A 21,982-nucleotide genomic window follows, 5' to 3' on the forward strand; every position below is an offset into this window, starting at 1 on the left:
GGGCCCTACTTGCCGATGCCGAGCAGGCGGCCGATCAGCGGCCCGAACGGAATCGCGCCGAGCAGCGACTCGACCGGACCGGCCTTGCTTGCGTACTCGATGTGCAGCAGCGAGAACGACTCGACCGCGCAGCGCTCGGCGACGTGCGCGATGGCTCGCGCGGTGCCGCCGGTGGCGTCGATCAGGCCATGCATGTGCGCGACCCGGCCGGTGAACATGCGGCCGTCGACCAGATCCGGCGGTATCGCGGCGATGCCGCGGCGCAGCTTCATCCAATCGACGAACTGCGCATGGATGTCGTCGACCAGTGGCTGCGCCAATGCCGGGTCGGCATGGGCGGCGGCAGTGACCCAGGACGACTCGGCGCCCTTGTGCAGGCTGCTGGCGACGGACGCGTCCTGCACGCCCAGGCGCGCAAGCAGCGCGGTCGCGTCGTAGCGGCGGATGCGCGAGCCCACCGAGCCGAGCGTGGCGGCCGGCTGGGCCGCCACGAAGTCACCGGCCAGAGCGAGGTAGAAGGCGGCCGATATGGCGATGTCGTCGATGGCGACGGCGATGACCAGGCCGTGCTCGTCCCGCAGCTGTTCGATCACCTGGACAATCGCTTGCGCTGCCGCCAGCGAGCCACCTTCGCTCGCGATGCGCAGCACCAGCCCGATGGTGTCCTGCTGTTGCCAACTCACCTGCTGGCAACAACTCAGGATGGCGAGCGCCGATTTGTCGTCGATCACGCCGGAGATCGTGAGCACCGCGATCGACGCCGTGCGCTGGCGCGAGAACGGCCAACCTGGAAGACGACGTGGTCTTTCGGGCGCGGCATGGCGCAGCGGTGTGCCGGCCGGTGCCGCGTCGCGCTGGACCAGTGAACTCGGGGTGGCGTGCATGGCGGGCTTCATGGGCGGATGTAGGCGTAGCCCTCTTGGGCTTGCAGCCGCGCGATCTCGCGCACGCCGGAGTCGACGACTGTCGCCTCGGGGATGCGGCCGTCGGCGGGAACATGGCGCGACATCAGCGACACGTTGCAGATGCGGAAGTCGACCCGCCCGGACTTCACCAGCTCCTTGATGGCGGGTTCGTACTCGACGCCGTTCTTGTCCACCGCCTTCTTGAGCAGGAAGTCGATGCCGGCGGAATGCGCCACGACCACGATCTTCACGTTCGGGTCGGCCGAGAGGTGGTTGTTGACGAACAGCAAGGTCCGGGTGGCCTGTTCGGCGGTATCGCCGACGTGGTAGACGACGCGCGTCTCCTTGTCGGCAGCGGCCGCGCGGATCGGGCCGAAGAGCAAGCCCAACAGTGCCAATGCAACGAGAAACCGGGAAGCGAACAGGTGTTTCACGAACTCGCCTTTTGATAGGAAACGACGAGGCCATCGCATGCTGGTGCGAAAAGAGGCAAGCGAAAAGCGCGCGTACGGTGTTGCGGACGGGGCGGGCGAGACGCGAACGGCGCTCGCCAAGACTCAGCGCCGAGCATGGCGCTGGGGCCGGTCCTCCTTATCCCGGCACGGTTTCGGTGTTTGTTGGAAGGCCCGTGAATGCGACCTTTGCTTCACGATGCCAGCGCGGAAACCGCACGGCCATCCCACAAACTTGGGATGTAAGGTTTTGCAGGTGTGTAGGTTTTTCTTGAGCTGCTAAATAGCGCGCGCGAGCGGCAGGCAGCATCAAGATTTCAAGGTCGCGCCCTTGATCAGTCGTCGCCGGTTTGCCCCAAGGCACGTGTGGTACCAAACCTCTCGGCGCTTCTCGCGCGAGCTTTTTCCGCTTCCACCTCGCGGTTTCGCGGCTCCGCCGTCGTCACCATCGAACGGATCAGCACACGCGCTGCCGCGGCCACATCTTCGACTGCGCGATTGAACGCCTCTTCGTTCGCTTTCGACGGCACCGTGAAGCCGCTCAGCTTGCGCACGAACTGCAGTGACGCATCCCGAATCTCCAGTTCCGTGGCGGGAGGTTCAAAGTTGAAAAGGGTTCGGATGTTCCTGCACATGATCAAGACCTCATGGAATTGTCAGATCAACGATCTGCACCGACTCATCAATCGTCCGTCAAGTTCCATCAAGTAGGCATGCCCGAACGGCCCGCGCTCCAGCCCATCCAACAGCACTCCCGGCAAGTCCTGCGCCACGTCAGGCGCGCATGAGGCCGCCGCCAGCGCGACCGTGGCCACCGTGTCCACGTCGCCGGTGTATGCGATGCACGCGCGCAGGATGGCGCTCATCGAGTCATGAGACATCACCGCATGGACGGCCGCATGCACGGCACCCATGCCCTCGGCGCCGACTTTGCCTTTCCATGGCTGTGTCCACGGGCCTGGCACATGGCTTTCCAGGAAGCGGCCCAACCCGGCCTTTGCGCCGTGACCGTGGAGGAAGAAGTGCGTCATCAAGGCAGCTGCCATCGCTGAATTCACGCCGCCCGGCGTGTCATGCGTGATGCGCGCCTGGACGGCCGCACGATCCTTGACCTCGTCGATCGAGGCAAACACACCGATCGGACTGGCCCGCATGGCCGCGCCACTCTTCTCGCTGTCTGCATGGATGCGGGCCAGGAATTCATCGGCATCCCGAATCTCCTGCAGGAAGTCGTAGAAGCGCGATGCGTAGCCCTCTCTCGGATCACGCTTGAAGGCGCGCACGAAGCGTTCGGCCAGCGCTTGCGGCGTCCACGGGTCGTTGTCGGCAATCGCCTCTGCAATGGCGATGCTCATCTGCGTGTCGTCGGTGTAGCAGCCGGGCGTGATGTCGTGCCGCGGATGCTTGATGTAGCCGCTGAGGTCGTTGCGTTCCTTCACGATGCGGTCGGCCGCATATTCGAAGCCGGCGCCGTAGGCATCGCCGATGGCCAATTCGATGAGCATGGATGGTCGGTCAGGGTTGGATGGAAGAAGTGGGCAGTCCACTGAGTGCACGAACATAGTCGGCGCTTTGGGAGATGGTGTTGTGCCCTGTGGATGCAATGGTCAGGTAGCTGGCCGCGCCTGGCCCGAAACGCTCGAACAAGCGCCGCGAACTGGCCGCGGGAATCACCTCGTCGAACTGCGCGACGACGATGGTCGTCGGCGCCTTCACCTGCGGCACGTATCGCCACGATTCGTACTTGTCGAGCATGATCCATCGCACCGGCACGAACGGAAACTGCCCGGCCGCGATGTCCACGATGCTGTCGTAGGGCGTCACCAGCACCAGCCGCTCGACCGGCCTTTGCGCTGCCACGCCAATGGCCACGCCGCTGCCCAGGCTGCGCCCGATGACGATGACCTTCGCATGATCGCGATGCACTGCATCGAACAAGGCCAACGCGGCCTGGCGGATGGCCGCCTCATTGGGCGAGCCCGCATTGCCGCTGTAGCCAGGGTAGTGCAGCAGGTACAGCGAGTGGCTCGGAAATGCGGCGGCCAGGTCGGGCAGGCTGAACGAGACATCTTCGGCATTGCCGCCGAAATACACCACGGCGGCGTCGCCCGGAACGGACCGCGTGGTCACGGCCAAGGTCAGGCCCTGAGCCTGCATCGCAGTCCGCGCGGCATCGGCCGCATTGGCCGGCGGAGGGAAGTACAGCAGCGAACGCTGGAAGAAGAACAGCCCTGCGCACAGCAACAGGTACAGCGCAGCAACGAAGATGACGGTGCCAGCAAGCATGCGGCGCATGGATTGGATCGAGGCGTGAGGCGAGGGCGTGGTGGCCATCATGGCACGGCGCCGGGCCGTGGCGATGTGCGATGTTCGTTTGCGCGACTACGGCGACTACGAATTGTCGGAGGGCCACGACCCTCATGCCCACCATGATCCTGCGCCCTTGCCATGCGGCCGGCCGCGCGCGGTGTCATCATGCGCGCCTTCGAACCCGCACCACCCCCCACCCAGGAGCCCTGAATGGTCCCCAATGCGCTGTTCGCCTTCCTGCATTTCTTCGCCGTGTTCGGCGTCGTTGCCACCTTGTTCTTCGAATGGTTCACCTTCAGCGAGGCGCCGACGCTGTCCGAGGCGCGCCGCCTCCAGGCGGCCGACCGCTGGTACGGCATCTTCGCCATGCTGTTGCTGGTCGTCGGCTTCATCCGCGTCTTCTACTTCGAGAAGGGCAGCGCCTACTACTTCCACAACAGCTTCTTCCACGCCAAGCTCACGCTGTTCGTGCTGGTCGGGCTGCTGTCGATCTACCCCACCATCCGCTTCATCAAGTGGGCGCCTGACGTGAAGCAAGGCCGCGCGCCGACGGTGCCGACCAGCGAGTTCCGGATGATCCGCAACCTGCTGCGTGCGGAGATGGTCCTGCTGCTGGGCATCGCGCTGTGCGCGAGCCTGATGGCGCGCGGCATCGGCATGTGAGGCGCATGGCGATGACCATCACCATCACCGCCTTCGAGCGGTCGCCCGATGGCGGCAAGGGGCTCGCGCGCGACACGCGCGTTCGCTGGGCGCTCGAAGAGGTCCGCCAGCCTTACGAGGTCCGCCTCGTGTCGTTCCGTGCGATGAAGGAGCCCGCGCATCTGGCGCTTCATCCCTTCGGCCAGATTCCCACCTACGAGGAAGGCGACCTCGCCCTGTTCGAGACGGGGGCCATCGTCTTCCACATCGCCGAGCGGCATCCAGGCCTGCTCCCGGACGATGCCAATGCACGGGCGCGCGCCATCACCTGGATGTTTGCCGCGCTCAACACGGTGGAGCCACCGATCCTTGAACTGGTCACGGCGAAGATCTTCGAAGCCGACAAGCCCTGGTGCGAGGCGCGTCTGCCTCTGGTCAAGGACCGCGTGCGCAGCCGGCTGAACCCGCTGGCCGCTCGTCTGGGCGATGCCGACTGGCTCGACGGTGCGTTCAGCGCGGGCGACTTGATGATGGTGTCGGTCCTGCTCAGGCTGAGGCCGTCGGGCCTCCTGGATGAATTCCCGACCCTGGCCGCCTATGTCGCCCGCGGCGAAGCGCGGCCCGCCTACCAGCGAGCCTTCGCCGCGCAACTGGCCGTCAACGCCGCCCAGCCACCAGCGGGTTGATGGCGCAGTGGCGTGTGCGCACGGATTGCGCGTCGCCACCACCCGGGAAGCCCCCAATCCGCTCTGAGGTGCCTTCTCGACACCTTGGCGCCCAGAATCGCGCGACTTCACCCTGGAGCCGCGCTTGTCCACCCCGTACCCGCACCTTCTCGCCCCGCTGGACCTGGGCTTCACCACGCTGCCCAACCGCGTTCTCATGGGCAGCATGCACACCGGCCTGGAAGACGGCCGCAAGCATTTCCCGGCGATGGCCGAGTTCTTCGCCGAGCGCGCACGTGGTGGCGTCGGCCTGATGGTGACGGGCGGCTTCGCCCCCAACATCGCCGGCTGGACCAAGCCTTTCGCCGGCACGCTGGCCACGCACAGCGCGGCCAAGCGCCACAAGCTGGTGACGAATGCGGTGCACACCGAAGGCGGCAAGATCGCGCTGCAGATCCTGCACACCGGCCGCTACGGCTACCACCCGTTCTGCGTCGCGCCTTCGCGCATCCAGTCGCCCATCTCGCCGTTCACGCCGCGCGAACTGAGCGCACGCGGCATCGAGCGGCAGATCAACGCCTTCGTGCGCTGCGCGACGCTCGCGCGCGAAGCCGGCTACGACGGCGTGGAGGTGATGGGCAGCGAGGGCTACTTCATCAACCAGTTCCTCGTCACGCACACCAACCACCGCACCGACGAGTGGGGCGGCTCGTACGAGAACCGCATGCGCTTGCCGGTGGAGATCATCCGCCGCACGCGCGAGGCGGTGGGGCGCGACTTCATCATCATCTACCGCCTGTCGATGATCGACCTCATTCCCAACGGCTCCAGCTGGGACGAGGCAGTGCAACTGGCCAAGGCGGTGGCGCAGGCGGGCGCGACCATCATCAACACCGGCATCGGCTGGCACGAGGCACGCATTCCCACCATCGCCACCAGCGTGCCGCGCAGCGCCTTCACCTGGGTCACGCAGAAGATGCGTCGCGAGCTGACGGAGTCCGGCTTCGGCATTCCGCTGGTGACCAGCAACCGCATCAACATGCCCGAGGTGGCCGAGCAGGTGCTGGCCGATGGCTGCGCCGACATGGTGAGCATGGCGCGCCCGCTGCTGGCCGACCCGGACTTCGTGAACAAGGCGGGTGCCGGGCGGCGCGACGACATCAACACCTGCATCGCCTGCAACCAGGCCTGCCTGGACCATGTCTTCAAGGCGCAGTTCGCCAGCTGCCTGGTGAACCCGCGGGCCTGCCGCGAGACGGAGCTGAAGTGGCAGCGCACGCCGGGGAAGAAGCGTGTCGCGGTGGTGGGCGCCGGGCCTGCGGGCCTGGCCGCATCGACCACGCTGGCCGAGCGCGGCCACGAGGTGCACCTGTTCGATGCGGCCGACCGCATCGGCGGCCAGTTCAACATGGCCAAGCGCATCCCCGGCAAGGAGGAGTTCCACGAGACATTGCGCTACTTCGAGCGGCGCCTCGCGCAGACGGGCGTGAACCTGCACCTGTCCAAGCGCGTCTCGGCGCAGGAGCTGAAGGCCGGTCGTTATGACGAGGTAGTGCTGGCGACCGGCGTGACGCCGCGCCAGCCGTCCATTCCCGGTGCGGACGGGCCCAACGTGCTGAGCTACATCGACGTGCTGCTGCACGGCAAGCCGGTGGGCCAGCGCGTGGCCATCGTGGGGGCGGGCGGCATCGGCTTCGACGTGGCGGAATACCTCGTCACCGCCGAAGGCCAGTCGCCCACCATGAACCTGGAGGAGTGGATGCACGAGTGGGGCGTGGCCGACCCGGCCGTGGTGCGCGGCGGCGTGGCTCGCCCCAAGCCCGCGCCGCCGGCGCGCCAGATCACGCTCTTGCAGCGCAAGGCCGGCAAGCCGGGCAAGACACTGGGCAAGACCACGGGCTGGATCCACCGCGCTGCATTGCAGATGAAGCAGGTGGAGATGGTGGGCGGCGTGAACTACGAACGCATCACGCCGCAGGGCCTGTTCGTGACCTATGGCGACAAGCGTGCCGACGGGCAGCTCATCGAGTGCGACACCATCGTGCTGTGCGCCGGCCAGGAGCCGCTGCGCGAGCTGCTGGAGCCCTTGAAGGCCGCGGGCGTGAAGACGCACGTGATCGGCGGGGCGCATGAAGCGGCCGAGCTCGACGCCAAGCGTGCAATCGATCAAGGAACCCGCCTCGCCGCTGTGATCTAGAGGGTTCACCGGGGCACCCGCCACGCCTCTTTGCGCTACGCTTGCCGTGCGGAGGGGACACCATGTGGCGTTGGCAACGTTGGCTCTGGCTCGCTGGCCAAGTGCTGCTCATGTCGCAAGCCGCGGTGGCCGCTGACCGCATCGTCTACCCGCGCCACCAGGCGCTGCACGACCCGCAGCTGGACTACGTGCTCGCCGTGCTGCGCATGGCGGTGGACAAGTCCGGCGCGTCCTACGACCTGGAGCAGAGCCCGCAAGTGATGGTGCAAAGCCGCGCCTTCGCCGAGCTGGGCAAGCCGCATGGCGCCGTCGACATCGTGTGGGCAATGACGGACATCGAGCGCGAGCGCAACTACCTGCCGGTGCGCATTCCCATCGACAAGGGCCTCATCGGCTGGCGACTCGCGCTGGTGCGGCAGGCCGATGTGCAACGCTGGCATGACGTGCGCTCGATCTCCGCGCTGTCGGCGTACGTGGCGGGGCAGATGCACGACTGGCCGGACACGGCCATCCTGCGCGCCAACGGGCTGAAGGTGAGCACGACCTCGAACTACGAGGGGCTGTTCCAGCAGGTCGCCATCAACCGCATCGACTACTTCCCGCGCTCGCTGATCGAGATCGGCGATGAACTGGCCAGCCATCCGGAGCTGGGCCTGGCCGTCGATCCATACCTGGTGATCCGCTACCCGACGGCGTTCTATTTCTTCGTGAGCCCGCACTGGCCCGACCTGGCGGTGGACCTGACCCGCGGCATGGAAGCGGCCATCGCCGACGGCAGCTTCGACCGGCTGTTCGATCGCTATTTCGGCGAGCTGACGGCGCGCTATCGGCTGAAGGAGCGCACGGTGCTGAACCTCACGAATCCGCTGCTGCCCGCGCAGACGCCGCTGACCCGCAAGGGGCTGTGGTTCCAGGGCATGCAGCGTTGAACGCTGCGCGGGTCAGCGCACGCGCGTCGCTTCGCCGGGCTGTGCGTCCAGGGCCTGGCCCGGCCGCGCTTCCAGCACAGGCAGGCGGATGGTGAACTCGCTGCCCAGCCCCGCGCCGTCGCTGTGGGCGTGCAGGCTGCCGCCGTGCAGGTGCACGAGGGCCTGGGCCAGCGACAGGCCGATGCCCATGCCGCCTTGCGACCGGTCGATGGCGGTGTTGGCCTGAGAGAACATCTCGAACACCTTCGGCAGCATGTCCGCATCGATGCCGATGCCGTTGTCCCGCACGCGGATGGCGGCCTCGTCGCCGTCGCGTTCCAGCCAGACTTCCAGCAAGCCGCCGGCGGGCGTGTACTTCGCGGCGTTGTTCAGCAGGTTGGCGATGACCTGCGACACCCGCGCCATGTCGCCGTGGACCATCAACGGCTCGGGCGCGAGGTGCGTCGCGAGCCGGTGGTTGAGGCCGAGCAGCAGCGGCTGGCAGGTCTCCACCGCCTGTTCCAGTGCCGTCGCCAGGTTGAAGACGCTGTGGCACAGGGTGATCTTGCCGCTGCTGATGCGGCTGACATCGAGCAGGTCGTCCACCAGCCGCACCATCTGCTTGAGCTGCCGGTCCATCATCGCCAGCGCCTTGTCGGCGATGCCAGGCTTGTCGCGCGCGACCTGCAGCATGTGCAGCCCATTGCGCAAGGGCGCGAGCGGGTTGCGCAGCTCATGGGCCAGCGTGGCGAGGAACTCGTCCTTGCGGCGGTCGGAGTCCTGCAGCTTGCTCACCAGCCGCAGCCGCTCGCAGGCGGAGGTGACGTAGCGGCTGATGGTGTCGAGGAAGGCCAGGTCGTCGCTGCTGAGCTCGTCCTTGCGGCGGCTGCCGAACGACAGGGTTCCCAGCAGCCGCCCGTCGGTGATGAGCGGCATGCTGACGCCGCAGCGGAAACCCAGTTGCTTCGCGGGCAGGGCCTGTGGGTTGGTGGACTGCTGGATGTGGTTGAGCACCACGGGCGCGAGGCTCCTGGCAACCACGCCGGACAGGGACTGGCCCACGGCCAGCCTCGCGTAGTGGGCCGCCTCGTCTTCGCTGACGCCGTGGTAGGCGCACAGGCGAAGCTGCAGGCCGCTGTCGTCGGGCATGAAATGGAAGAAGGCGTCCAGCTCGAGGTGCTCGGCGATGCGGTCGAACAGGCCCTGCAGCATCTCGTTCGGATCGTGCGTGCCCAGCAGCACGGTGGCCGAATCCAGCAGCAGCCTGAAGTGCGCGTTCGAGCGTGCAGCGGCCAGCAGCAGGCTGTGCTCGCGGTCGGCCAGGGCGCGGCGCTCGGTGTCCGCCCGCTCGCGTTCAATGGCGATGTCGATGAGCGAGGCGGCGGCCTCGATGAGTTCCGGGCTGGCCGGGCCAGGGTGGCCGACCTCGCGGCCGAAGACGGCGATGGAGGCCAGCACTTCGCCGGCGGCGTTCTTCACGGGAACTGAGCGGCAGGCGCGAAAGCCCTGCGCCAGGTTCAACTCGCGCCACGGTGCCGACCAGCGCAGGTCGTGCGCGATGTCGGTGACCAGGACATCCTCGCCGGTGTCCAATGCCCGGCAGCACGAGCCCACGTGGGGCGGCGAGATGTTGATGCCCAGCAGCGCCAGCAGGAAGTCGTCGGGCAGCGAGGCGCCCGCGGCCACGCCGGTGTGCATGCCGGCGGCATCGGTGAGCAGGATGGCGCAGGTGATGCCGGGCTCGCGATCCTCGATGAATTCGCACACCGCACCGAGCGTGTCGCGCAGCGGGCTGCCTTCGGCGATGCGTTCCAGGACGCGCAGCTGGCTGGCCTGGAGGGACGCGGGCACGGAGGACATCGGCACGGGCACGCTCATGCAGGTTGCCTTGATCGCTCATGGAATCCATGCGCTGGGGCATGGACCGGGCCCGCCTGTCGTGCACGGGGTGACGGCGGCGCATCCATCTGTGACAAAGCGCCATCCGCGGCGATGGTAAGCCAATGCATGGTCAAATCGCGCGATCGTTACCTGCGAGGTGCTCATGGCTTACATGCTCTTCATGGTCGAACCCGTTGGACAGCGCCGCACGCGAACCCCCGAGGAAGGGCGCGCCGTGTTCAAGCGCATGGTGGAGTGGGGCGACGATCTCAAGGCGCGCGGGCTGCTGCTGGACGTGCAGTCGCTGTCAGGCACGGACAGCGCCGCGCGCGTGCAGGTGCGCAACGGCAAGGCGAGGGTGGTGGACGGGCCATTTGCCGAAGCCAAGGAAATGGTCGGCGGCTACTTCCTCGTGAACGTCAAGACGCAGGCCGAAGCGGTGGCGCTGGCCAGCCAATGCCCGGCGGCCGAGTGGTGCACGGTGGAAGTGCGGTCGCTTGCGCCTTGCTATGACGAGTCCACCGCAGGCGCGTCCAGCGCTGCTGCCACGACGCACTAGGGTTTCCCCTTGGCTTGATGGATGTCGATCCGGCGGCGGCCGGATCGTCGTGGGAATGGCAGCCATCCATTCCCAACGCTCAGAGGAGATCCGTCATGCTCAAGTCCACCGCCATCGTCCTCGTCCTGGCACTCGTGGTGCTGCTCGCCTACGCGGCGACGCGGCCCGATGTCTTCCGCGTGCAGCGCACGGCGACCATCAAGGCCCCGGCTGAGCGGATTCATCCGCTCATCGACAACCTGCGGCAGTTCAACACCTGGAACCCGTACAACCGCAAGGACCCGAACATGAAGGGCCTGTACCAGGGGCCCGAAGCTGGTCCCGGTGCGCACTATGCGTTCGAGGGCAACAAGGACGTGGGCAAGGGCAGCATCGAGATCGTGGACGTGCAGCTGCCGTCCAAGGTGACGATGAAGCTGGACATGATCGAGCCCTTCGAAGGCCACAACACCGTGGAGTTCACGCTGGCGCCGCGTGGCGACACCACCGAGGTGACATGGGCGATGCATGGGCCGGCGCCGTACATGGCCAAGCTGATGGGCATCTTCTTCGACATGGACAAGAGGGTGGGGCGGGACTTCGAGGCTGGGCTTGCGAATTTGAAGGCTGAGGTGGAGAGGGTTTGATTTCCTTCGCCCCTGGCCCATGCCGCCTGCCGCTCAAGTGGCAAAGGCTTGGCTCGACGAGAAAACCCAAAGCCGCAACAGCAAAGGCGTGGGTGGGCTGGCTGGGGCGCGCATCAGGAAGCGGCGAGGAGCGGAGGGCTTGTGGTCGCGCGCGCAGCGCGCTTCGTTGACTAGCTCGGCGCGGTTGTTTGAACGCAGCGCACCGCAGGGGCGCGGAGTGAGTTCTGCGCCGGACCACAAGCCCGAGCACCGCAGCGGAGTCGGCGCAAAGCGCCGACCGCTTCCGCCGCGCGCCCCAGCCAGCCCACCCACGCCTTTGCCCAACCCCCCCCCGGGCATGACCCTTGCAACCAGCAACGCCCCATCCAATCCAAAGCCGAAGGGGCCACTACATGAAGATCCGCAACGTCCTGCGGTTGCTCGCTGCGATGCCTTTGCTGGCGGCATTTGCCGCTCATGCGCAGACCGCACTGGACGAGGTGATGGCGAAGAAGGCCATCACCATCGCCATCCCGACCGACTTCCCGCCTTATGGTTTCGTGGGCACCGACCTCAAGCCGCAGGGGCTGGACGTCGACATGGCGAACTACATCGCTGGCAAGCTCGGGGTGTCGGCGGAGCTGGTGCCGGTGACGAGTGCGAACCGCATTCCCTACCTGCAGACGCACAAGGCGCAGCTTGTCATCTCCACGCTGGGCAAGAACCCGGACCGCGAGAAAGTCATCGACTTCACGAGTGCGTATTCGCCGTTCTTCCAGGCTGTGTTCGGGCCGAAGTCGCTGGCGGTGAAGGCGCCGGCTGACCTCAACGGCAAGAGCGTGGGCGTGACGCGTGGTGCGATGGAGGACCAGGAGCTGGGCAAGATCGCGCCACAGGGCGTGGAGGTGCGCCGCTTCGAGGACAACAACGCCACCGTCGCGGCCTACGTGTCGGGGCAGGTTCAGCTCATGGCCACTGGTGCGTCCGTGGCCGGCACCGTCATGCAGAAGAACCCGCAGCTCAACACCGAGTTCAAGCTGCTGCTCAAGGACTCGCCCAACTTCATCGGCGTGGCCAAGGGCGAGGACAAGCTGCGGCTGAAGGTCAACGAGATCATCGCGCAGGCCAAGTCCAGCGGCGACCTGGACAAGATGGCGCTGAAGTGGCTGGGACGCCCGGCCGGCGAACTGCCCTGATCGATCGGACGCCATGATCGCGCTGGACTTTTCGGCGGTGCTCGCCGAATGGCCGCTGCTGGCCAAAGGGGCAGGCATGACGGTGCTGCTCACCGCCGTGTCCTCAGTCGTGGGCTTGGCCATCGGCATTGGCGGCGCCTGGGCGCGCTGGCAGGGGCCGCGCTGGCTCGCGCTGCCGGTGGGTGCCTACGTGGAACTCATCCGCAACACGCCGTTCATCGTGCAGCTCTTCTTCCTGTTCTTCGGGCTGCCCAGCCTTGGGGCGAAGCTGTCGCCCGAGGCTGCCTCGATGCTGGCGATGATGATCAATCTCGGGGCGTATGCCACCGAACTGGTGCGCGCCGGGCTCGTGGGCACACCCAAGGGGCAGATCGAAGCGGCGCAAAGCCTGGCGCTGTCGCCGCGGCAGATCTTCCTCAAGGTGGTGCTTCCGCCGGCGCTCAAGCGCGTGTGGCCTGCGCTGGTGAGCCAGATCATCATCGTCATGCTGGGCTCGGCGGTGTGCGGGCAGATCTCCACGCAGGAGCTGTCGTATGCATCCAACCTCATCCAGTCGCGCAACTTCCGTGCGTTCGAGTCCTTCATCATCGGCACGCTGATGTACCTCGCGCTCGCGATGGCGCTGCGCAGGCTCCTGCACTGGCTCGGGCCGCGCGTGCTGGAGGGGCGCTGACATGGTGGACTTCTCGCTGTGGGACATCCTGCGCAACCTCGGCCTGGCGGCGCGCTGGACCGTGCTGCTCTCGCTCATCGCCTTCGCGGGCGGCGGGCTCATCGGCCTGGCATTGCTGGTCGCGCGCATCGCCAAGCTGCGCGGTGCGGCAACTTTCGTGGCCGGCTACGTGCAGATCTTCCAGGGCACGCCCTTGCTGATGCAGCTTTTCCTTGCCTACTTCGGCCTGGCGCTGATCGGGTTGAACGTGTCTGCATGGACCGCCGCGGCATTGGCGCTCACCCTGTACAGCAGCGCCTTTCTCACCGAGATCTGGCGCGGCTGCGTGGATGCCGTGCCCAAGGGGCAATGGGAGGCCTCTGCCGCGTTGGCCATGAACCTGCGCGAGCAGCTCCGATTCGTCATCGGGCCGCAGGCGCTGAAGGTGGCGATTCCGCCTACCGTCGGCTTCCTGGTGCAGGTGGTCAAGGGCACGGCGCTCGCGTCGGTCATCGGCTTCATCGAGCTCACCAAGGCGGGCACGATGATCAGCAACGCCACCTTCCGCCCATTCACCGTCTACGCCTGCGTGGCGCTGATGTACTTCGTGCTGTGTTTCCCGATTTCGGCCTGGAGCCGCGGGCTGGAGAGGAGGCTGCATGCCCATCGTTGAGATTCGCGGTCTGCGCAAGCGCTTCGGCGCCAACGAGGTGCTCAAGGGCGTGGACCTGAGCGTCGAGCGTGGCGAGGTCATCGCCATCATCGGCAAGAGCGGCTCGGGCAAGAGCACGCTGCTTCGCTGCGTGAACGGGCTGGAGACCTTCGACGAAGGAAGTCTCACGGTGGATGGGCAGGCGCTTCTTCACGGCAACCCCAAGGCCATGCGCGAGCTGCGCCAGCACGTGGGCATGATCTTCCAGAACTTCAACCTCTTCCCGCTTCTCAGCGTAGGCCGCAACGTGATGCTCGCGCCCATGCAGGTCGCCAAGCGCAGCGAGGAGGCGGCCGCCAAGCAGGCGAGGGCGCTGCTGGAACGCGTGGGCCTGGGCGACAAGTTCGACGCGCGGCCGGAGCAGTTGTCCGGCGGGCAGCAGCAGCGCGTGGCGATCGCACGGGCGCTGGCGATGCAGCCCGCGGTGCTCCTGTGCGACGAGATCACCTCCGCGCTCGACCCGGAACTGGTGGGCGAGGTGCTGCGGGTGGTGGAGTCGCTCGCCGGCGACGGCATGACCTTGCTGATGGTGACGCACGAGATGAACTTCGCGCGCAAGGTGGCGGACCGCGTGGTGTTCATGCATGCGGGCTGCGTGCACGAGATCGGGCCGCCGGATGAACTCTTCGGGTCGCCCCGCACGCCGGAACTGCAGAAGTTCCTCGCATCCATCCACGGCTGAAGCGGCAGGCCCCGCAGGCCGCCGAGATGATCGTCAGCGGGCGTCGGCGCCTTCGCTTGCCTGTGGCGGCACCGCAGCCGGCAGGCTGCGCTTGAGGTATCGCATCACCGCGTCAGAACGCGGCCCGACTTGCTGGATGGCGCGGCGCAGCTGGGAATGGTCCACGTCCAGCAGGCGGCACCAGAACGCGACGTCCACGTCGCGGGTGAGGTCGATGCGGGCGTGTTCGCTGCCGGTGAAGGCGTCGGTCTCGGTCGGCATGACAGTCTCCTTCGGCGCCGGATGGGGCGCACCAGGGAGAGACTAGACCTGTGCCCGGAAGTTCTCCAAGACCACGACTTCGGGGGGAGTAAGCAAAAAGCAAAATTTGGGATATATTTCCCAAACATGCAGAGAGAAATCCTTCCGCACACTGCCTTGCAGCGCGCCCTCGCGGTGCTGCTCCGGCCTTTGTGCCGGGTGCTGCTGCGCCATTCTGTGTCTTTCGGGGCCTTCGAGGACATCGCCAAGCGCGTCTACGTGCAGGTGGCCATCGAAGAATTCGGCATTCCCGGTAAAAAGCCCTCGATTTCCAGGGCCTCCATCCTGTCGGGCCTGACCCGCAAGGAAGTCCAGCGCCTGCTGACCGAGCCCGAGGAAGAGCCTGGCGCCGATACCTCCGACCGCTACAACCGCGCTGCCCGCGTGCTGACCGGCTGGGTGCGCGACCCCGATTTCATCGAGGCCAGCGGCGAGCCGCGCCGCATCGAGGTGGAAGGCGAACGGGGTTTCACGGCCCTGGTGCGGCGCCACAGCGGCGACATGCCCGCCCGTGCCGTGCTTGACGAACTCGTCCGCGTGGGCGCGGTCAAGCAGCACCATGACGGCAGCCTTGAACTCATCACCCATGCCTATGTGCCGCAGCGCAGTCCGGCGGACAAGCTGGGCATCCTGGGCACCGACGTGGCGGACCTCATCGCCACCATCGACCACAACCTTCAACACGGTGCCACCGACCCGCGCTACCAGCGCAAGGTGATGTACCACAGCATCCCCGTCGACGCCTTGCCCACCTTCCGAAAGCTCAGCGCTGCGCATTCGCAGGCCTTGCTCGAGAAGTTCGACCGTTGGCTGGCAGAGCACGACACCGACATCAAGCCAGGGCAACCGAGGGCCCGGGTGGGTGTCGGAATTCACTATTTCGAAGAGCCGGTGGACACGGACCAGACCCAAGCAGGAGATTCAGCATGAAGTACGGCTTCGCATCGGCAGCCGCGGCCTTGGCCGCGAGCCTGGCCATGTTGGGATGCGGCGGCGGTGGCGGCGGCATCGGCGGCACGGGCCGCATGGGCACGATGCGCGTGTCCCTCACGGACGCGCCCGCCTGCGGCTACGACCAGGTGAACATCACCGTCGACCGCGTTCGCGTGAACCAGAGCTCGACCGCGGCCGATGGCGACGGCGGCTGGCAGGAGATCGTGGTGAGCCCGGCAAGGCGCATCAACCTGCTGGACCTCACCAACGGCGTGCTGGACGAACTGGGCCAGACCAGCCTGCCCGCGGGCAAGTACACGCAGCTGCGCCTGGTGCTGGTGGACAACGACAGCACCCACCCGCTGGCGAATTCGGTGATTCCCACCGGAGGCAGCGAGACCGCACTGGACACGCCCAGCGCGCAGCAGTCGGGCCTGAAGATCAACGTGGACATCGACGTGGCCGAAGGCAAGGAGGCCGACATCGCCATCGACTTCGATGCCTGCAAGTCGGTGGTCAAGCGCGGCAATTCGGGCAAGTACAACCTGAAGCCGGTGCTGACGGCGATCCCCGTCATCAGCGATGCCGGATTGCGCGTCACGGGCTATGTGTCTCCCACCGTCGCCTTGCCGACCACGCAGGTCTCGGTGCAGTTCAACGGCGTCCCGGTGAAGGCCACGGTGCCTGACGCCACGACCGGCAAGTTCACGCTGATGCCCCTGCCGGCCGGCACCTACGACCTGGTGGTCACGTCCTCCGGCCGCGTGACGGCGGTGATGACCGGCGTGCCGGTGGTCAGCGGCACGCCCACCGCGGTGAACACGGCCGGCATTCCCATCCTGCCGCCCACGGCCACGATGCGCTCGGTGAGCGGCAACGTGTTGCCAGCCACTGCGACTGTGAGGGCCTTGCAAAGCCTGACCGGCGGGCCTACCGTGGAGGTCGGCTGGGCTGCCGTCGACGCGGCGAGCGGTGACTTCGGTTTCTCTCTGCCCATCGAGGCGCCGGTGAAGGCGGCCTACGTGGCCAACGCCACGTCGCTCACCTTCACCGCGGATGCCGCGGCGGCAGGCAAATACACGATAGCAGCCGCCTCCGCAGGCGTCACGAAGACGCAGGCCATCGACGCATCTGTGGCAGTGCCGGCCGTGAACTTCACGTTCCCCTGATCCGCTGACTGACCACTTCTGGAGACTCACATGAAACGCATCCTTGCCATCACTGCGGCGGCCATCGCGGCGGCATCGGCCCAGGCGCAGACCAACGTCGGCGTGTCGGTGTCGGTGGTCAAGCCCGGCGTGTACGGGCGCATCGACATCGGCAACACCGCGCCGCCTCCGGTGGTGGTGGCCCAGCCGGTCATCATCGCGCCGCAGCCGGTGGCCGTGGCGCCCGCGCCTGTCTACCTGTACGTGCCGCCTGGCCACCAGAAGAAGTGGTCCAAGCACTGCCACCAGTACAACGCCTGTGGCGTGCCTGTGTATTTTGTGCAGGAGCGCTGGGTGAAGGAGCGTTACGACCATGACCACGACGGCGACCGCGACAAGCACCATGGCCACGGCCATGGCAAAGGCAACAAGCACGACGACTGATCCGACGACGACCACGAGGCCCGCCATGCACACGATCCGCGTCCAAGGCGTAGTACCCCCCACCATCGATGCGCAGATCGTCGATGCGATCTCGCGGGCCGGCAGCGCTGCGTCGCGCGGCCCCACCGCGGTCATCGGCATCCGCAACACCGAAGGCCGCGTCTACCGCCTCGTGCACACCGCCGGCGTGGCGGAGTCGCTGGCCCTGGCCGCCGGACTCGAGCGGCTGGGCCTGGTGGACGACCCCGCCGAGTTCGACAAGGCCCGCCAGGGCTGCGACTCGATCTTCTCGGTGCCGGACTGGCATCCGTCGCAGCAGGACGAGGGCTACTGAGCCGGCAAGGCACGCGGTTGCATGCGCAGCCAGAGCACGGCCAGGCCGATCACCAGCACCGGTGCGATGGTGCCCAGGTTCATCCACGTCCAGCCGCCCACGGTGACCAACGCGCCCGAGGCGAAAGAGGTGATGGCCATGGTGGTGTACACGCAGAAGTCCATCGCGGCCTGGGCGGTGGTCTTCTCCTCGGGGCGGTAGGCCTGCGTGAACAGCGTCGTGCCGCCGACGTAGATGAAGTTCCAGCCCACGCCCAGCGTGAGCAGCGCAGCCAGGAAGTGCATCAGGTCCACGCCCGACAGCGCCACGGCGATGCACACGCCATACAGCACCACGCCCGCTGCCATCACCGGCCGCGGCGAAAAGCGCTTGATCAGCGACCCGGTGAAGAAACTGGGCACGAACATGCCCAGCACGTGCCATTCGAGCACCAGCGCCGCGCTGCTGAACGGGTGCGAGCACTGCGACATCGCGATGGGTGTCGCGGCCATGAGCAGGTTCATCACGCCGAAGCCCAGCGCGCAGCCGATGACCGACACGATGAACACCGGCTGGCGCGCGATCTCGGCCAGCGTGCGGCTGGGGTGCGCCTCGCTGGGCCGGGGCAGGGGCGGAAAGTCGATGAAGGAGAGCACGGCCATCGCGGCCAGTGCCACCACCACCAGCGCGGCATAGGCGCCGGCGAAGGCCACGGGCAGCATGTCCTTGGTGGCGCTGGCGAGGTTGGGGCCTGCCACCGCGCCCATGATGCCGCCGGCCAGCACCCACGAGATGGCGCGTTCCTTGAAGGCGGGCTGCACGATTTCCGTGGCCGCGAAGCGGTAGAGGCCGGCGTTGGCGTTGTAGTAGCCCGCGACCATGGTGGCCGCCACGAGCAGCCAGAAGTTGCCGCTCATCGCGGCATAGGCGCAGGTGGCGGTGGACAGGATGGCCACCACCAGCCCCGCCTGGAACGCCCGCTTGCGGCCCCAGGCCAGCTGGTGCCGTGCCACGAAAGGCGTGGAGAGCGCGCCGCCCACCACGTAGCCCATCACCGGCAGCGTGGCCATCCAGTGCACGGGCGCGAGGTTGAGCCCGACCAGCCCGTTGATGGCGATGAAGGTGACGTTGTTCGTGAGGAACAGGCCCTGGCAGACCGTGAGCAGCAGCAACTGGAGGTTCATGCCGGCACTGTAGTGCCGGGTGCCCTCAGGACGCCATGGCGTAGCGCCGCACCGGCTCCAGCTGCGCGATCTGCGACAGGCGCGTCGCGTCGATGACGGACAGGCAGCGGTGCTCCAGGTGGATGACGCCGTCGCGCTGCAGGCTCTTGAGGTGGCTGTTGACGCGCGGCCGGCTGGCACCCAGCAGGTCGGCCCAGTCCTGTTGCGACAGGCGCAGCACGGCGAGCGTCGGGTCGGTGTTCTCGCGCTGCGCGAGCTGCATGATCTTTCGTGCCAGCCGCGCTTCCAGCGGCAGGGTGTGCAACTCCTCCACCACGCGGGCCAGCTCGCGCAGGCGGGCATAGCTCATGCGCAGCAGCGCCTCGAGCAGGCTTGGGTGCGCGCTCACGAGTTGCTTCATCGCGTCAGCGCGGATGCTCAGCACGGTGCAGTCGGTCTGTGCCACGGCGTCGACCATCTGCGGCATGTCGTCCACCGACGAGAGCTGGCCGAACCAGTCGCCCGCGCGCAGGAAGGACAGCGTGAACACCTTGCCGTTCACGAACACGCCGTTCATGCGCACCTGGCCGCGGCACACCGCGAACCAGTCATCGCGCGCGATGCCATGCCGGCACAGTGGCTCGCCGGCCAGCAGCACGCGCAGCCGCGCATGCTCCAGCAGCGCCTGCTGCGTGGCCGCGGGCAGGTCGCGGAACCAGCGGCCCTGGTGGATGGCGGCGCGTTCGTGGATGGTCAGTGCCAGCGACACGGTGTGCGCCGTTGTCGCATGGGTGACACCGAAGGGCTGCGTGCTCGAGGTGTGGTGCATGGTCTGGCCCAGTCTTGTCTCTTGCACCGCAGTCTTGTCGCAAATCAGCCGCCCGTCAGTCGCCGATCCCGCCGCCATACTTGCAAATCGTGCCACCATGCAGGCCATGAAGCAGCCGGCCCACACCGTCGCCACCGCCTACGTCCGGGCGGCGATGCAGGCCATGGAAATCGACGATGCGATGGCGTTGCCTGCCTTGCAGGAGGCGGGCATCGCGCCGGAGCTGCTGAGCCACCCGTCAGCCCGCGTCACCGAGCGGCAGTTCGCGATGCTCTACCGTGCCTTGGCCGTGCGCTGCGACGACGAGATGCCGCGCCTGTTCTCGCGGCCGCTGCGTCCGGGCGCGCTGAAGTTCACCTGCCTGAGCCTGCTGGAGGCGCGCAACCTCTACACCGCCATGCACCGCTGGTCGATCTTCCATCGCCTGCTGCACGAGGACTTCCGGCTGGACGTGCGCCGGGAAGGATCGCGCGCCGTCGTGGCATTGGCAGAACCTGCCAGCCGCCCGCCGAACAAGCCGATGGCACTGGAGCTCATGCTCAAGCTCGTGCATGGCGTGGCTTCATGGCTGATCGACCGGCGCATCCAGCTGCTGGGCGTGGACTTCTCCTTCGCGCCGCCGCCCTGGGCCGCGGAGTACGACATCCTCTACCCGGGGCCGGTGTCGTACGGCATGGGGCGCACCGCCTTGCACATGGACGCGTCGTACATGGACCAGCCCATCCGCCGCACACGCTCGGAGCTGCCGGACTTCCTGCGCCGCGCGCCGGAAGACTGGCTGTTCGTGCCATTCAAGGAGGCGCGGCTGGAGCATCGGCTGCGCGAATATGCGGCCGGGCAACTGCCGCAATCCATCACCGGCGAAGATGCGGCGCAGGCCCTGCACCTGTCGGTGCGCACGCTGCATCGGCGGCTGGCGGCAGAGGGCACGAGCCTGCAGTCGGTGAAGGATCAACTGCGCCGTGACCTGGCGATCCAGCGGCTCACGGGCTCGCAGGATGCGATCGCGGCCATTGCGGCACAGCTCGGCTTCGATGGGCCGGCGTCGTTCCATCGCGCCTTCAAGGCCTGGACCGGCAGCACGCCGGGGATGTACCGGATCACGCCGCCTTTGCGGCGCTGAACCTCAATCCTCTCAACCTGCCGAGAGATGCTGGACGAGGATCGTCGTGCCGATCCCGATCAGCAGCACACCGCCCACGATCTCCGCCCGCTTGCCGGCGATGGCGCCCAGCACGCGGCCGAGCATCACGCCGGCGGTCACCATCAAGAAGGTGGTGAAGCCGATGGCCGCGGCGATCGGCAGGATCTTCTCGTCCAGGAAGGCCAGGCCCACGCCTACGGCCATCGCATCGATGCTCGTGGCCAGGCCGGTGATGGCCAGCAACCAGAACGAATGCCGGTCGGGTTTCTCTTCTTCCTCGTCCTGCGCTCCGTTCAGCCCGGCGAGGATCATCCGCACCCCCAGCACGCCCAGCAGCACGAAGGCGATCCAGTGGTCCCAGGCGGCGACGTACTTCGCCGCCGCCAGGCCCAGTGCCCAGCCGACCAGCGGTGTGATCGCTTCGATGCAGCCGAAGATCAGCCCGGTGCGCAGCGCCTCGCTCCAGCGCGGACGTTGCAAGGCCGTGCCCTTGCCGACGGCGGCGGCAAAGGCGTCGGTGGACATGGCCAGGGACAGCAGGGCGGTGGAGGCGAGATTCAAGGCGGGGTCCGGGAGGTACTGCACGGGGCGGAAGGCGCAGTGTAGGAGCGTGGAGAGGGGTTCCCCTTGTGGATGACCGAGGGTCGCGCAGGCTTCGACCGGTCGTCAGCTTCCCCTCATGCGCGGGGGTGAATTTGGGAAATTTGTCCCACAAAATCCGTGCACAACTTCACAACAGGGGTTCCGCGATGACTCTCTCCACCTCCTTGTCCAGGCTGGCGGCGGCCGGCTGCCTTGCGGCGGCCGCCCTGTCCAGCCAGGCGGCCACCTTCGCCTGCATCAGCGGCGGCGCGGGCGATTGCTCGGTCGCCACGTCCACCATCCACTGGTCCTGGGACGGCAGCACCTTCACCGTCACCAACGACGGCATCGGCTACGTCGCCGAGGTCTACTTCGACCTCAGCGCCGGAATGACGGCCTCGTTCTCCGGCGGCACCGGCACCGTGCTGTTCTCGCCCGGCGCCTCGCCGGCAGCGCTGCCCGGCGGCACCTCCGTCGGCTTCAGCTCCGACGCCGCCTTCGACTCCGACCCCGGCAAGGGCAAGCCGGTCAACGGCATCGACATGGGCGAAAGCGCCAGCTTCCTCATCACCGGCGCGCTGCTCGACAGCTTCAAGGACGGCAATCTTGCCGCCGGCCTGCATGTGCGTTCGCTGGCCACCTCCAGCGTGAGCCTGCTGACGGTACCGGTCACGGCCGTGCCGGAGCCCCAGAGCTATGCGTTGATGCTGGCCGGCCTGGGCGTGATGGGTTGGCTGGCGCGCCGCCGTCGCATCTGAAC

Annotated in this window: 26 protein-coding genes; 16 read left to right on the top strand and 10 right to left on the bottom strand. The window is 67.2% G+C overall.

Features of this window, described 5'->3' with window-relative positions; genetic code table 11:
* Window positions 1–5 precede the first annotated feature (5 nt).
* The 5 genes from DZC73_RS24940 to DZC73_RS24960 form a co-directional block, all read right to left on the bottom strand.
* Entirely contained in the window at window positions 6–896 is an 891-nt protein-coding gene (locus tag DZC73_RS24940) for a S49 family peptidase (protein ID WP_124543078.1), read from the bottom strand.
* A complete protein-coding gene (locus DZC73_RS24945; RefSeq protein WP_235835269.1) occupies window positions 893–1,339 on the bottom strand; it encodes a DsrE family protein in 447 nt (148 codons plus the stop codon). The genes DZC73_RS24940 and DZC73_RS24945 overlap by 4 nt, the downstream gene beginning before the upstream one ends.
* 353 nt (window positions 1,340–1,692) lie before the next feature.
* Window positions 1,693–1,992 (bottom strand): DUF2277 domain-containing protein, encoded by a 300-nt coding sequence (locus tag DZC73_RS24950; RefSeq protein ID WP_124543080.1) that lies wholly within the window; start codon window positions 1,990–1,992, stop codon window positions 1,693–1,695.
* A gap of 21 nt (window positions 1,993–2,013) precedes the next feature.
* Window positions 2,014–2,862, bottom strand: coding sequence for an ADP-ribosylglycohydrolase family protein (locus tag DZC73_RS24955; protein WP_124543081.1), 849 nt, complete (start codon window positions 2,860–2,862; stop codon window positions 2,014–2,016).
* A 10-nt stretch (window positions 2,863–2,872) separates the two neighbouring features.
* Window positions 2,873–3,652: an alpha/beta hydrolase gene (locus tag DZC73_RS24960; protein WP_124543082.1), complete on the bottom strand. Its 780-nt coding sequence runs from the start codon at window positions 3,650–3,652 to the stop codon at window positions 2,873–2,875.
* Between the two features lie 225 nt (window positions 3,653–3,877).
* Between DZC73_RS24960 and DZC73_RS24965 the strand changes: the two genes are divergently transcribed.
* From DZC73_RS24965 to DZC73_RS24980, 4 genes are all read left to right on the top strand, one after another.
* Window positions 3,878–4,330 carry a DUF2214 family protein gene (locus DZC73_RS24965; RefSeq protein ID WP_124543083.1) on the top strand — a complete coding sequence of 151 codons (453 nt, stop codon included), beginning with the start codon at window positions 3,878–3,880 and terminating at the stop codon, window positions 4,328–4,330.
* 11 nt (window positions 4,331–4,341) lie between these two features.
* Window positions 4,342–4,995, top strand: coding sequence for a glutathione S-transferase family protein (locus DZC73_RS24970; RefSeq protein ID WP_124543084.1), 654 nt, complete (start codon window positions 4,342–4,344; stop codon window positions 4,993–4,995).
* Window positions 4,996–5,119: 124 nt separating this feature from the next.
* Window positions 5,120–7,171, top strand: a complete 2,052-nt coding sequence (locus tag DZC73_RS24975; protein WP_124543085.1) for an NADPH-dependent 2,4-dienoyl-CoA reductase — start codon at window positions 5,120–5,122, stop codon at window positions 7,169–7,171.
* A gap of 62 nt (window positions 7,172–7,233) precedes the next feature.
* Window positions 7,234–8,100 carry a substrate-binding periplasmic protein gene (locus tag DZC73_RS24980; RefSeq protein WP_198414957.1) on the top strand — a complete coding sequence of 289 codons (867 nt, stop codon included), beginning with the start codon at window positions 7,234–7,236 and terminating at the stop codon, window positions 8,098–8,100.
* A 12-nt stretch (window positions 8,101–8,112) separates the two neighbouring features.
* On the opposite strand, the gene DZC73_RS24985 is transcribed toward DZC73_RS24980, so the two are convergent.
* Window positions 8,113–9,957, bottom strand: coding sequence for a sensor histidine kinase (locus DZC73_RS24985; RefSeq protein WP_124543086.1), 1,845 nt, complete (start codon window positions 9,955–9,957; stop codon window positions 8,113–8,115).
* Window positions 9,958–10,123: 166 nt separating this feature from the next.
* Between DZC73_RS24985 and DZC73_RS24990 the strand changes: the two genes are divergently transcribed.
* The 6 genes from DZC73_RS24990 to DZC73_RS25015 all read left to right on the top strand — a co-directional run bounded on the left by DZC73_RS24990 (window position 10,124) and on the right by DZC73_RS25015 (window position 14,366).
* The gene (locus DZC73_RS24990; protein WP_124543087.1) at window positions 10,124–10,519 is read left to right on the top strand and encodes a YciI family protein; all 396 of its coding nucleotides are present in this window, start codon (window positions 10,124–10,126) and stop codon (window positions 10,517–10,519) included.
* A 95-nt stretch (window positions 10,520–10,614) separates the two neighbouring features.
* Window positions 10,615–11,145: an SRPBCC family protein gene (locus DZC73_RS24995; RefSeq protein ID WP_124543088.1), complete on the top strand. Its 531-nt coding sequence runs from the start codon at window positions 10,615–10,617 to the stop codon at window positions 11,143–11,145.
* 392 nt (window positions 11,146–11,537) lie between these two features.
* A complete protein-coding gene (locus tag DZC73_RS25000; protein ID WP_124543089.1) occupies window positions 11,538–12,320 on the top strand; it encodes a transporter substrate-binding domain-containing protein in 783 nt (260 codons plus the stop codon).
* 13 nt (window positions 12,321–12,333) lie between these two features.
* Window positions 12,334–12,993: an amino acid ABC transporter permease gene (locus DZC73_RS25005; protein WP_124543090.1), complete on the top strand. Its 660-nt coding sequence runs from the start codon at window positions 12,334–12,336 to the stop codon at window positions 12,991–12,993.
* A gap of 1 nt (window position 12,994) precedes the next feature.
* Entirely contained in the window at window positions 12,995–13,645 is a 651-nt protein-coding gene (locus DZC73_RS25010; protein WP_124543091.1) for an amino acid ABC transporter permease, read from the top strand.
* Window positions 13,632–14,366 (top strand): amino acid ABC transporter ATP-binding protein, encoded by a 735-nt coding sequence (locus tag DZC73_RS25015; RefSeq protein WP_124543092.1) that lies wholly within the window; start codon window positions 13,632–13,634, stop codon window positions 14,364–14,366. Before DZC73_RS25010 ends, DZC73_RS25015 begins: the two co-directional genes overlap by 14 nt.
* 33 nt (window positions 14,367–14,399) lie before the next feature.
* Here the strand turns inward: DZC73_RS25015 and DZC73_RS25020 are convergent, their stop codons facing one another.
* Window positions 14,400–14,627 carry a DUF3606 domain-containing protein gene (locus DZC73_RS25020; protein ID WP_124543093.1) on the bottom strand — a complete coding sequence of 76 codons (228 nt, stop codon included), beginning with the start codon at window positions 14,625–14,627 and terminating at the stop codon, window positions 14,400–14,402.
* Between the two features lie 126 nt (window positions 14,628–14,753).
* Here DZC73_RS25020 and DZC73_RS25025 point away from each other — a divergent pair, with 126 nt between their 5' ends.
* Genes DZC73_RS25025 through DZC73_RS25040 form a run of 4 tightly spaced genes read left to right on the top strand, consistent with a single transcriptional unit; the run spans window position 14,754 to window position 17,525 of the window.
* Window positions 14,754–15,596, top strand: coding sequence for a DUF6502 family protein (locus DZC73_RS25025; RefSeq protein WP_124543094.1), 843 nt, complete (start codon window positions 14,754–14,756; stop codon window positions 15,594–15,596).
* A complete protein-coding gene (locus tag DZC73_RS25030; protein ID WP_124543095.1) occupies window positions 15,593–16,768 on the top strand; it encodes a DUF4382 domain-containing protein in 1,176 nt (391 codons plus the stop codon). The genes DZC73_RS25025 and DZC73_RS25030 overlap by 4 nt, the downstream gene beginning before the upstream one ends.
* Before the next feature lie 30 nt (window positions 16,769–16,798).
* Window positions 16,799–17,191, top strand: a complete 393-nt coding sequence (locus DZC73_RS25035) for a hypothetical protein (RefSeq protein ID WP_124543096.1) — start codon at window positions 16,799–16,801, stop codon at window positions 17,189–17,191.
* 25 nt (window positions 17,192–17,216) lie between these two features.
* Window positions 17,217–17,525: a hypothetical protein gene (locus tag DZC73_RS25040; RefSeq protein ID WP_124543097.1), complete on the top strand. Its 309-nt coding sequence runs from the start codon at window positions 17,217–17,219 to the stop codon at window positions 17,523–17,525.
* Here DZC73_RS25040 and DZC73_RS25045 read toward each other — a convergent pair.
* Window positions 17,519–18,688 (bottom strand): MFS transporter, encoded by a 1,170-nt coding sequence (locus tag DZC73_RS25045; RefSeq protein WP_124543098.1) that lies wholly within the window; start codon window positions 18,686–18,688, stop codon window positions 17,519–17,521. The two genes, DZC73_RS25040 and DZC73_RS25045, sit on opposite strands and share 7 nt — an antisense overlap.
* Before the next feature lie 25 nt (window positions 18,689–18,713).
* The gene (locus DZC73_RS25050; RefSeq protein ID WP_161974733.1) at window positions 18,714–19,523 is read right to left on the bottom strand and encodes a Crp/Fnr family transcriptional regulator; all 810 of its coding nucleotides are present in this window, start codon (window positions 19,521–19,523) and stop codon (window positions 18,714–18,716) included.
* Window positions 19,524–19,602: 79 nt separating this feature from the next.
* On the opposite strand from DZC73_RS25050, the gene DZC73_RS25055 reads away from it, so the two are divergent.
* Complete coding sequence (locus tag DZC73_RS25055) at window positions 19,603–20,619, top strand: AraC family transcriptional regulator (protein WP_235835270.1); 1,017 nt, start codon at window positions 19,603–19,605, stop codon at window positions 20,617–20,619.
* 12 nt (window positions 20,620–20,631) lie between these two features.
* On the opposite strand, the gene mntP is transcribed toward DZC73_RS25055, so the two are convergent.
* A complete protein-coding gene (gene mntP / locus DZC73_RS25060) occupies window positions 20,632–21,201 on the bottom strand; it encodes a manganese efflux pump MntP (protein ID WP_124543100.1) in 570 nt (189 codons plus the stop codon).
* A gap of 188 nt (window positions 21,202–21,389) precedes the next feature.
* Between mntP and DZC73_RS25065 the strand changes: the two genes are divergently transcribed.
* Window positions 21,390–21,980 carry a PEP-CTERM sorting domain-containing protein gene (locus DZC73_RS25065; protein WP_124543101.1) on the top strand — a complete coding sequence of 197 codons (591 nt, stop codon included), beginning with the start codon at window positions 21,390–21,392 and terminating at the stop codon, window positions 21,978–21,980.
* Window positions 21,981–21,982 lie beyond the last annotated feature (2 nt).

Source organism: Rhizobacter terrae, assembly GCF_003852895.1.
Lineage (GTDB): Bacteria > Pseudomonadota > Gammaproteobacteria > Burkholderiales > Burkholderiaceae_C > Albitalea > Albitalea terrae.

Bases quoted from the DNA above. Each gene is read 5' to 3' on its own strand.
- DZC73_RS24955 (WP_124543081.1), bottom strand. From the start codon at position 2,862: ATGCTCATCGAATTGGCCATCGGCGATGCCTACGGCGCCGGCTTCGAA.
- DZC73_RS24960 (WP_124543082.1), bottom strand. From the start codon at position 3,652: ATGCGCCGCATGCTTGCTGGCACCGTCATCTTCGTTGCTGCGCTGTAC.
- DZC73_RS25005 (WP_124543090.1), top strand. From the start codon at position 12,334: ATGATCGCGCTGGACTTTTCGGCGGTGCTCGCCGAATGGCCGCTGCTG.
- DZC73_RS24980 (WP_198414957.1), top strand. From the start codon at position 7,234: ATGTGGCGTTGGCAACGTTGGCTCTGGCTCGCTGGCCAAGTGCTGCTC.
- DZC73_RS25045 (WP_124543098.1), bottom strand. From the start codon at position 18,688: ATGAACCTCCAGTTGCTGCTGCTCACGGTCTGCCAGGGCCTGTTCCTC.
- DZC73_RS24995 (WP_124543088.1), top strand. From the start codon at position 10,615: ATGCTCAAGTCCACCGCCATCGTCCTCGTCCTGGCACTCGTGGTGCTG.
- DZC73_RS25010 (WP_124543091.1), top strand. From the start codon at position 12,995: ATGGTGGACTTCTCGCTGTGGGACATCCTGCGCAACCTCGGCCTGGCG.
- DZC73_RS24950 (WP_124543080.1), bottom strand. From the start codon at position 1,992: ATGTGCAGGAACATCCGAACCCTTTTCAACTTTGAACCTCCCGCCACG.
- DZC73_RS25015 (WP_124543092.1), top strand. From the start codon at position 13,632: ATGCCCATCGTTGAGATTCGCGGTCTGCGCAAGCGCTTCGGCGCCAAC.
- DZC73_RS25030 (WP_124543095.1), top strand. From the start codon at position 15,593: ATGAAGTACGGCTTCGCATCGGCAGCCGCGGCCTTGGCCGCGAGCCTG.
- DZC73_RS25035 (WP_124543096.1), top strand. From the start codon at position 16,799: ATGAAACGCATCCTTGCCATCACTGCGGCGGCCATCGCGGCGGCATCG.
- DZC73_RS25040 (WP_124543097.1), top strand. From the start codon at position 17,217: ATGCACACGATCCGCGTCCAAGGCGTAGTACCCCCCACCATCGATGCG.
- DZC73_RS24940 (WP_124543078.1), bottom strand. From the start codon at position 896: ATGAAGCCCGCCATGCACGCCACCCCGAGTTCACTGGTCCAGCGCGAC.
- DZC73_RS25055 (WP_235835270.1), top strand. From the start codon at position 19,603: ATGAAGCAGCCGGCCCACACCGTCGCCACCGCCTACGTCCGGGCGGCG.
- DZC73_RS24990 (WP_124543087.1), top strand. From the start codon at position 10,124: ATGGCTTACATGCTCTTCATGGTCGAACCCGTTGGACAGCGCCGCACG.
- DZC73_RS25065 (WP_124543101.1), top strand. From the start codon at position 21,390: ATGACTCTCTCCACCTCCTTGTCCAGGCTGGCGGCGGCCGGCTGCCTT.
- DZC73_RS25000 (WP_124543089.1), top strand. From the start codon at position 11,538: ATGAAGATCCGCAACGTCCTGCGGTTGCTCGCTGCGATGCCTTTGCTG.
- DZC73_RS25025 (WP_124543094.1), top strand. From the start codon at position 14,754: ATGCAGAGAGAAATCCTTCCGCACACTGCCTTGCAGCGCGCCCTCGCG.
- DZC73_RS24985 (WP_124543086.1), bottom strand. From the start codon at position 9,957: ATGAGCGTGCCCGTGCCGATGTCCTCCGTGCCCGCGTCCCTCCAGGCC.
- DZC73_RS24965 (WP_124543083.1), top strand. From the start codon at position 3,878: ATGGTCCCCAATGCGCTGTTCGCCTTCCTGCATTTCTTCGCCGTGTTC.
- DZC73_RS25020 (WP_124543093.1), bottom strand. From the start codon at position 14,627: ATGCCGACCGAGACCGACGCCTTCACCGGCAGCGAACACGCCCGCATC.
- DZC73_RS24970 (WP_124543084.1), top strand. From the start codon at position 4,342: ATGACCATCACCATCACCGCCTTCGAGCGGTCGCCCGATGGCGGCAAG.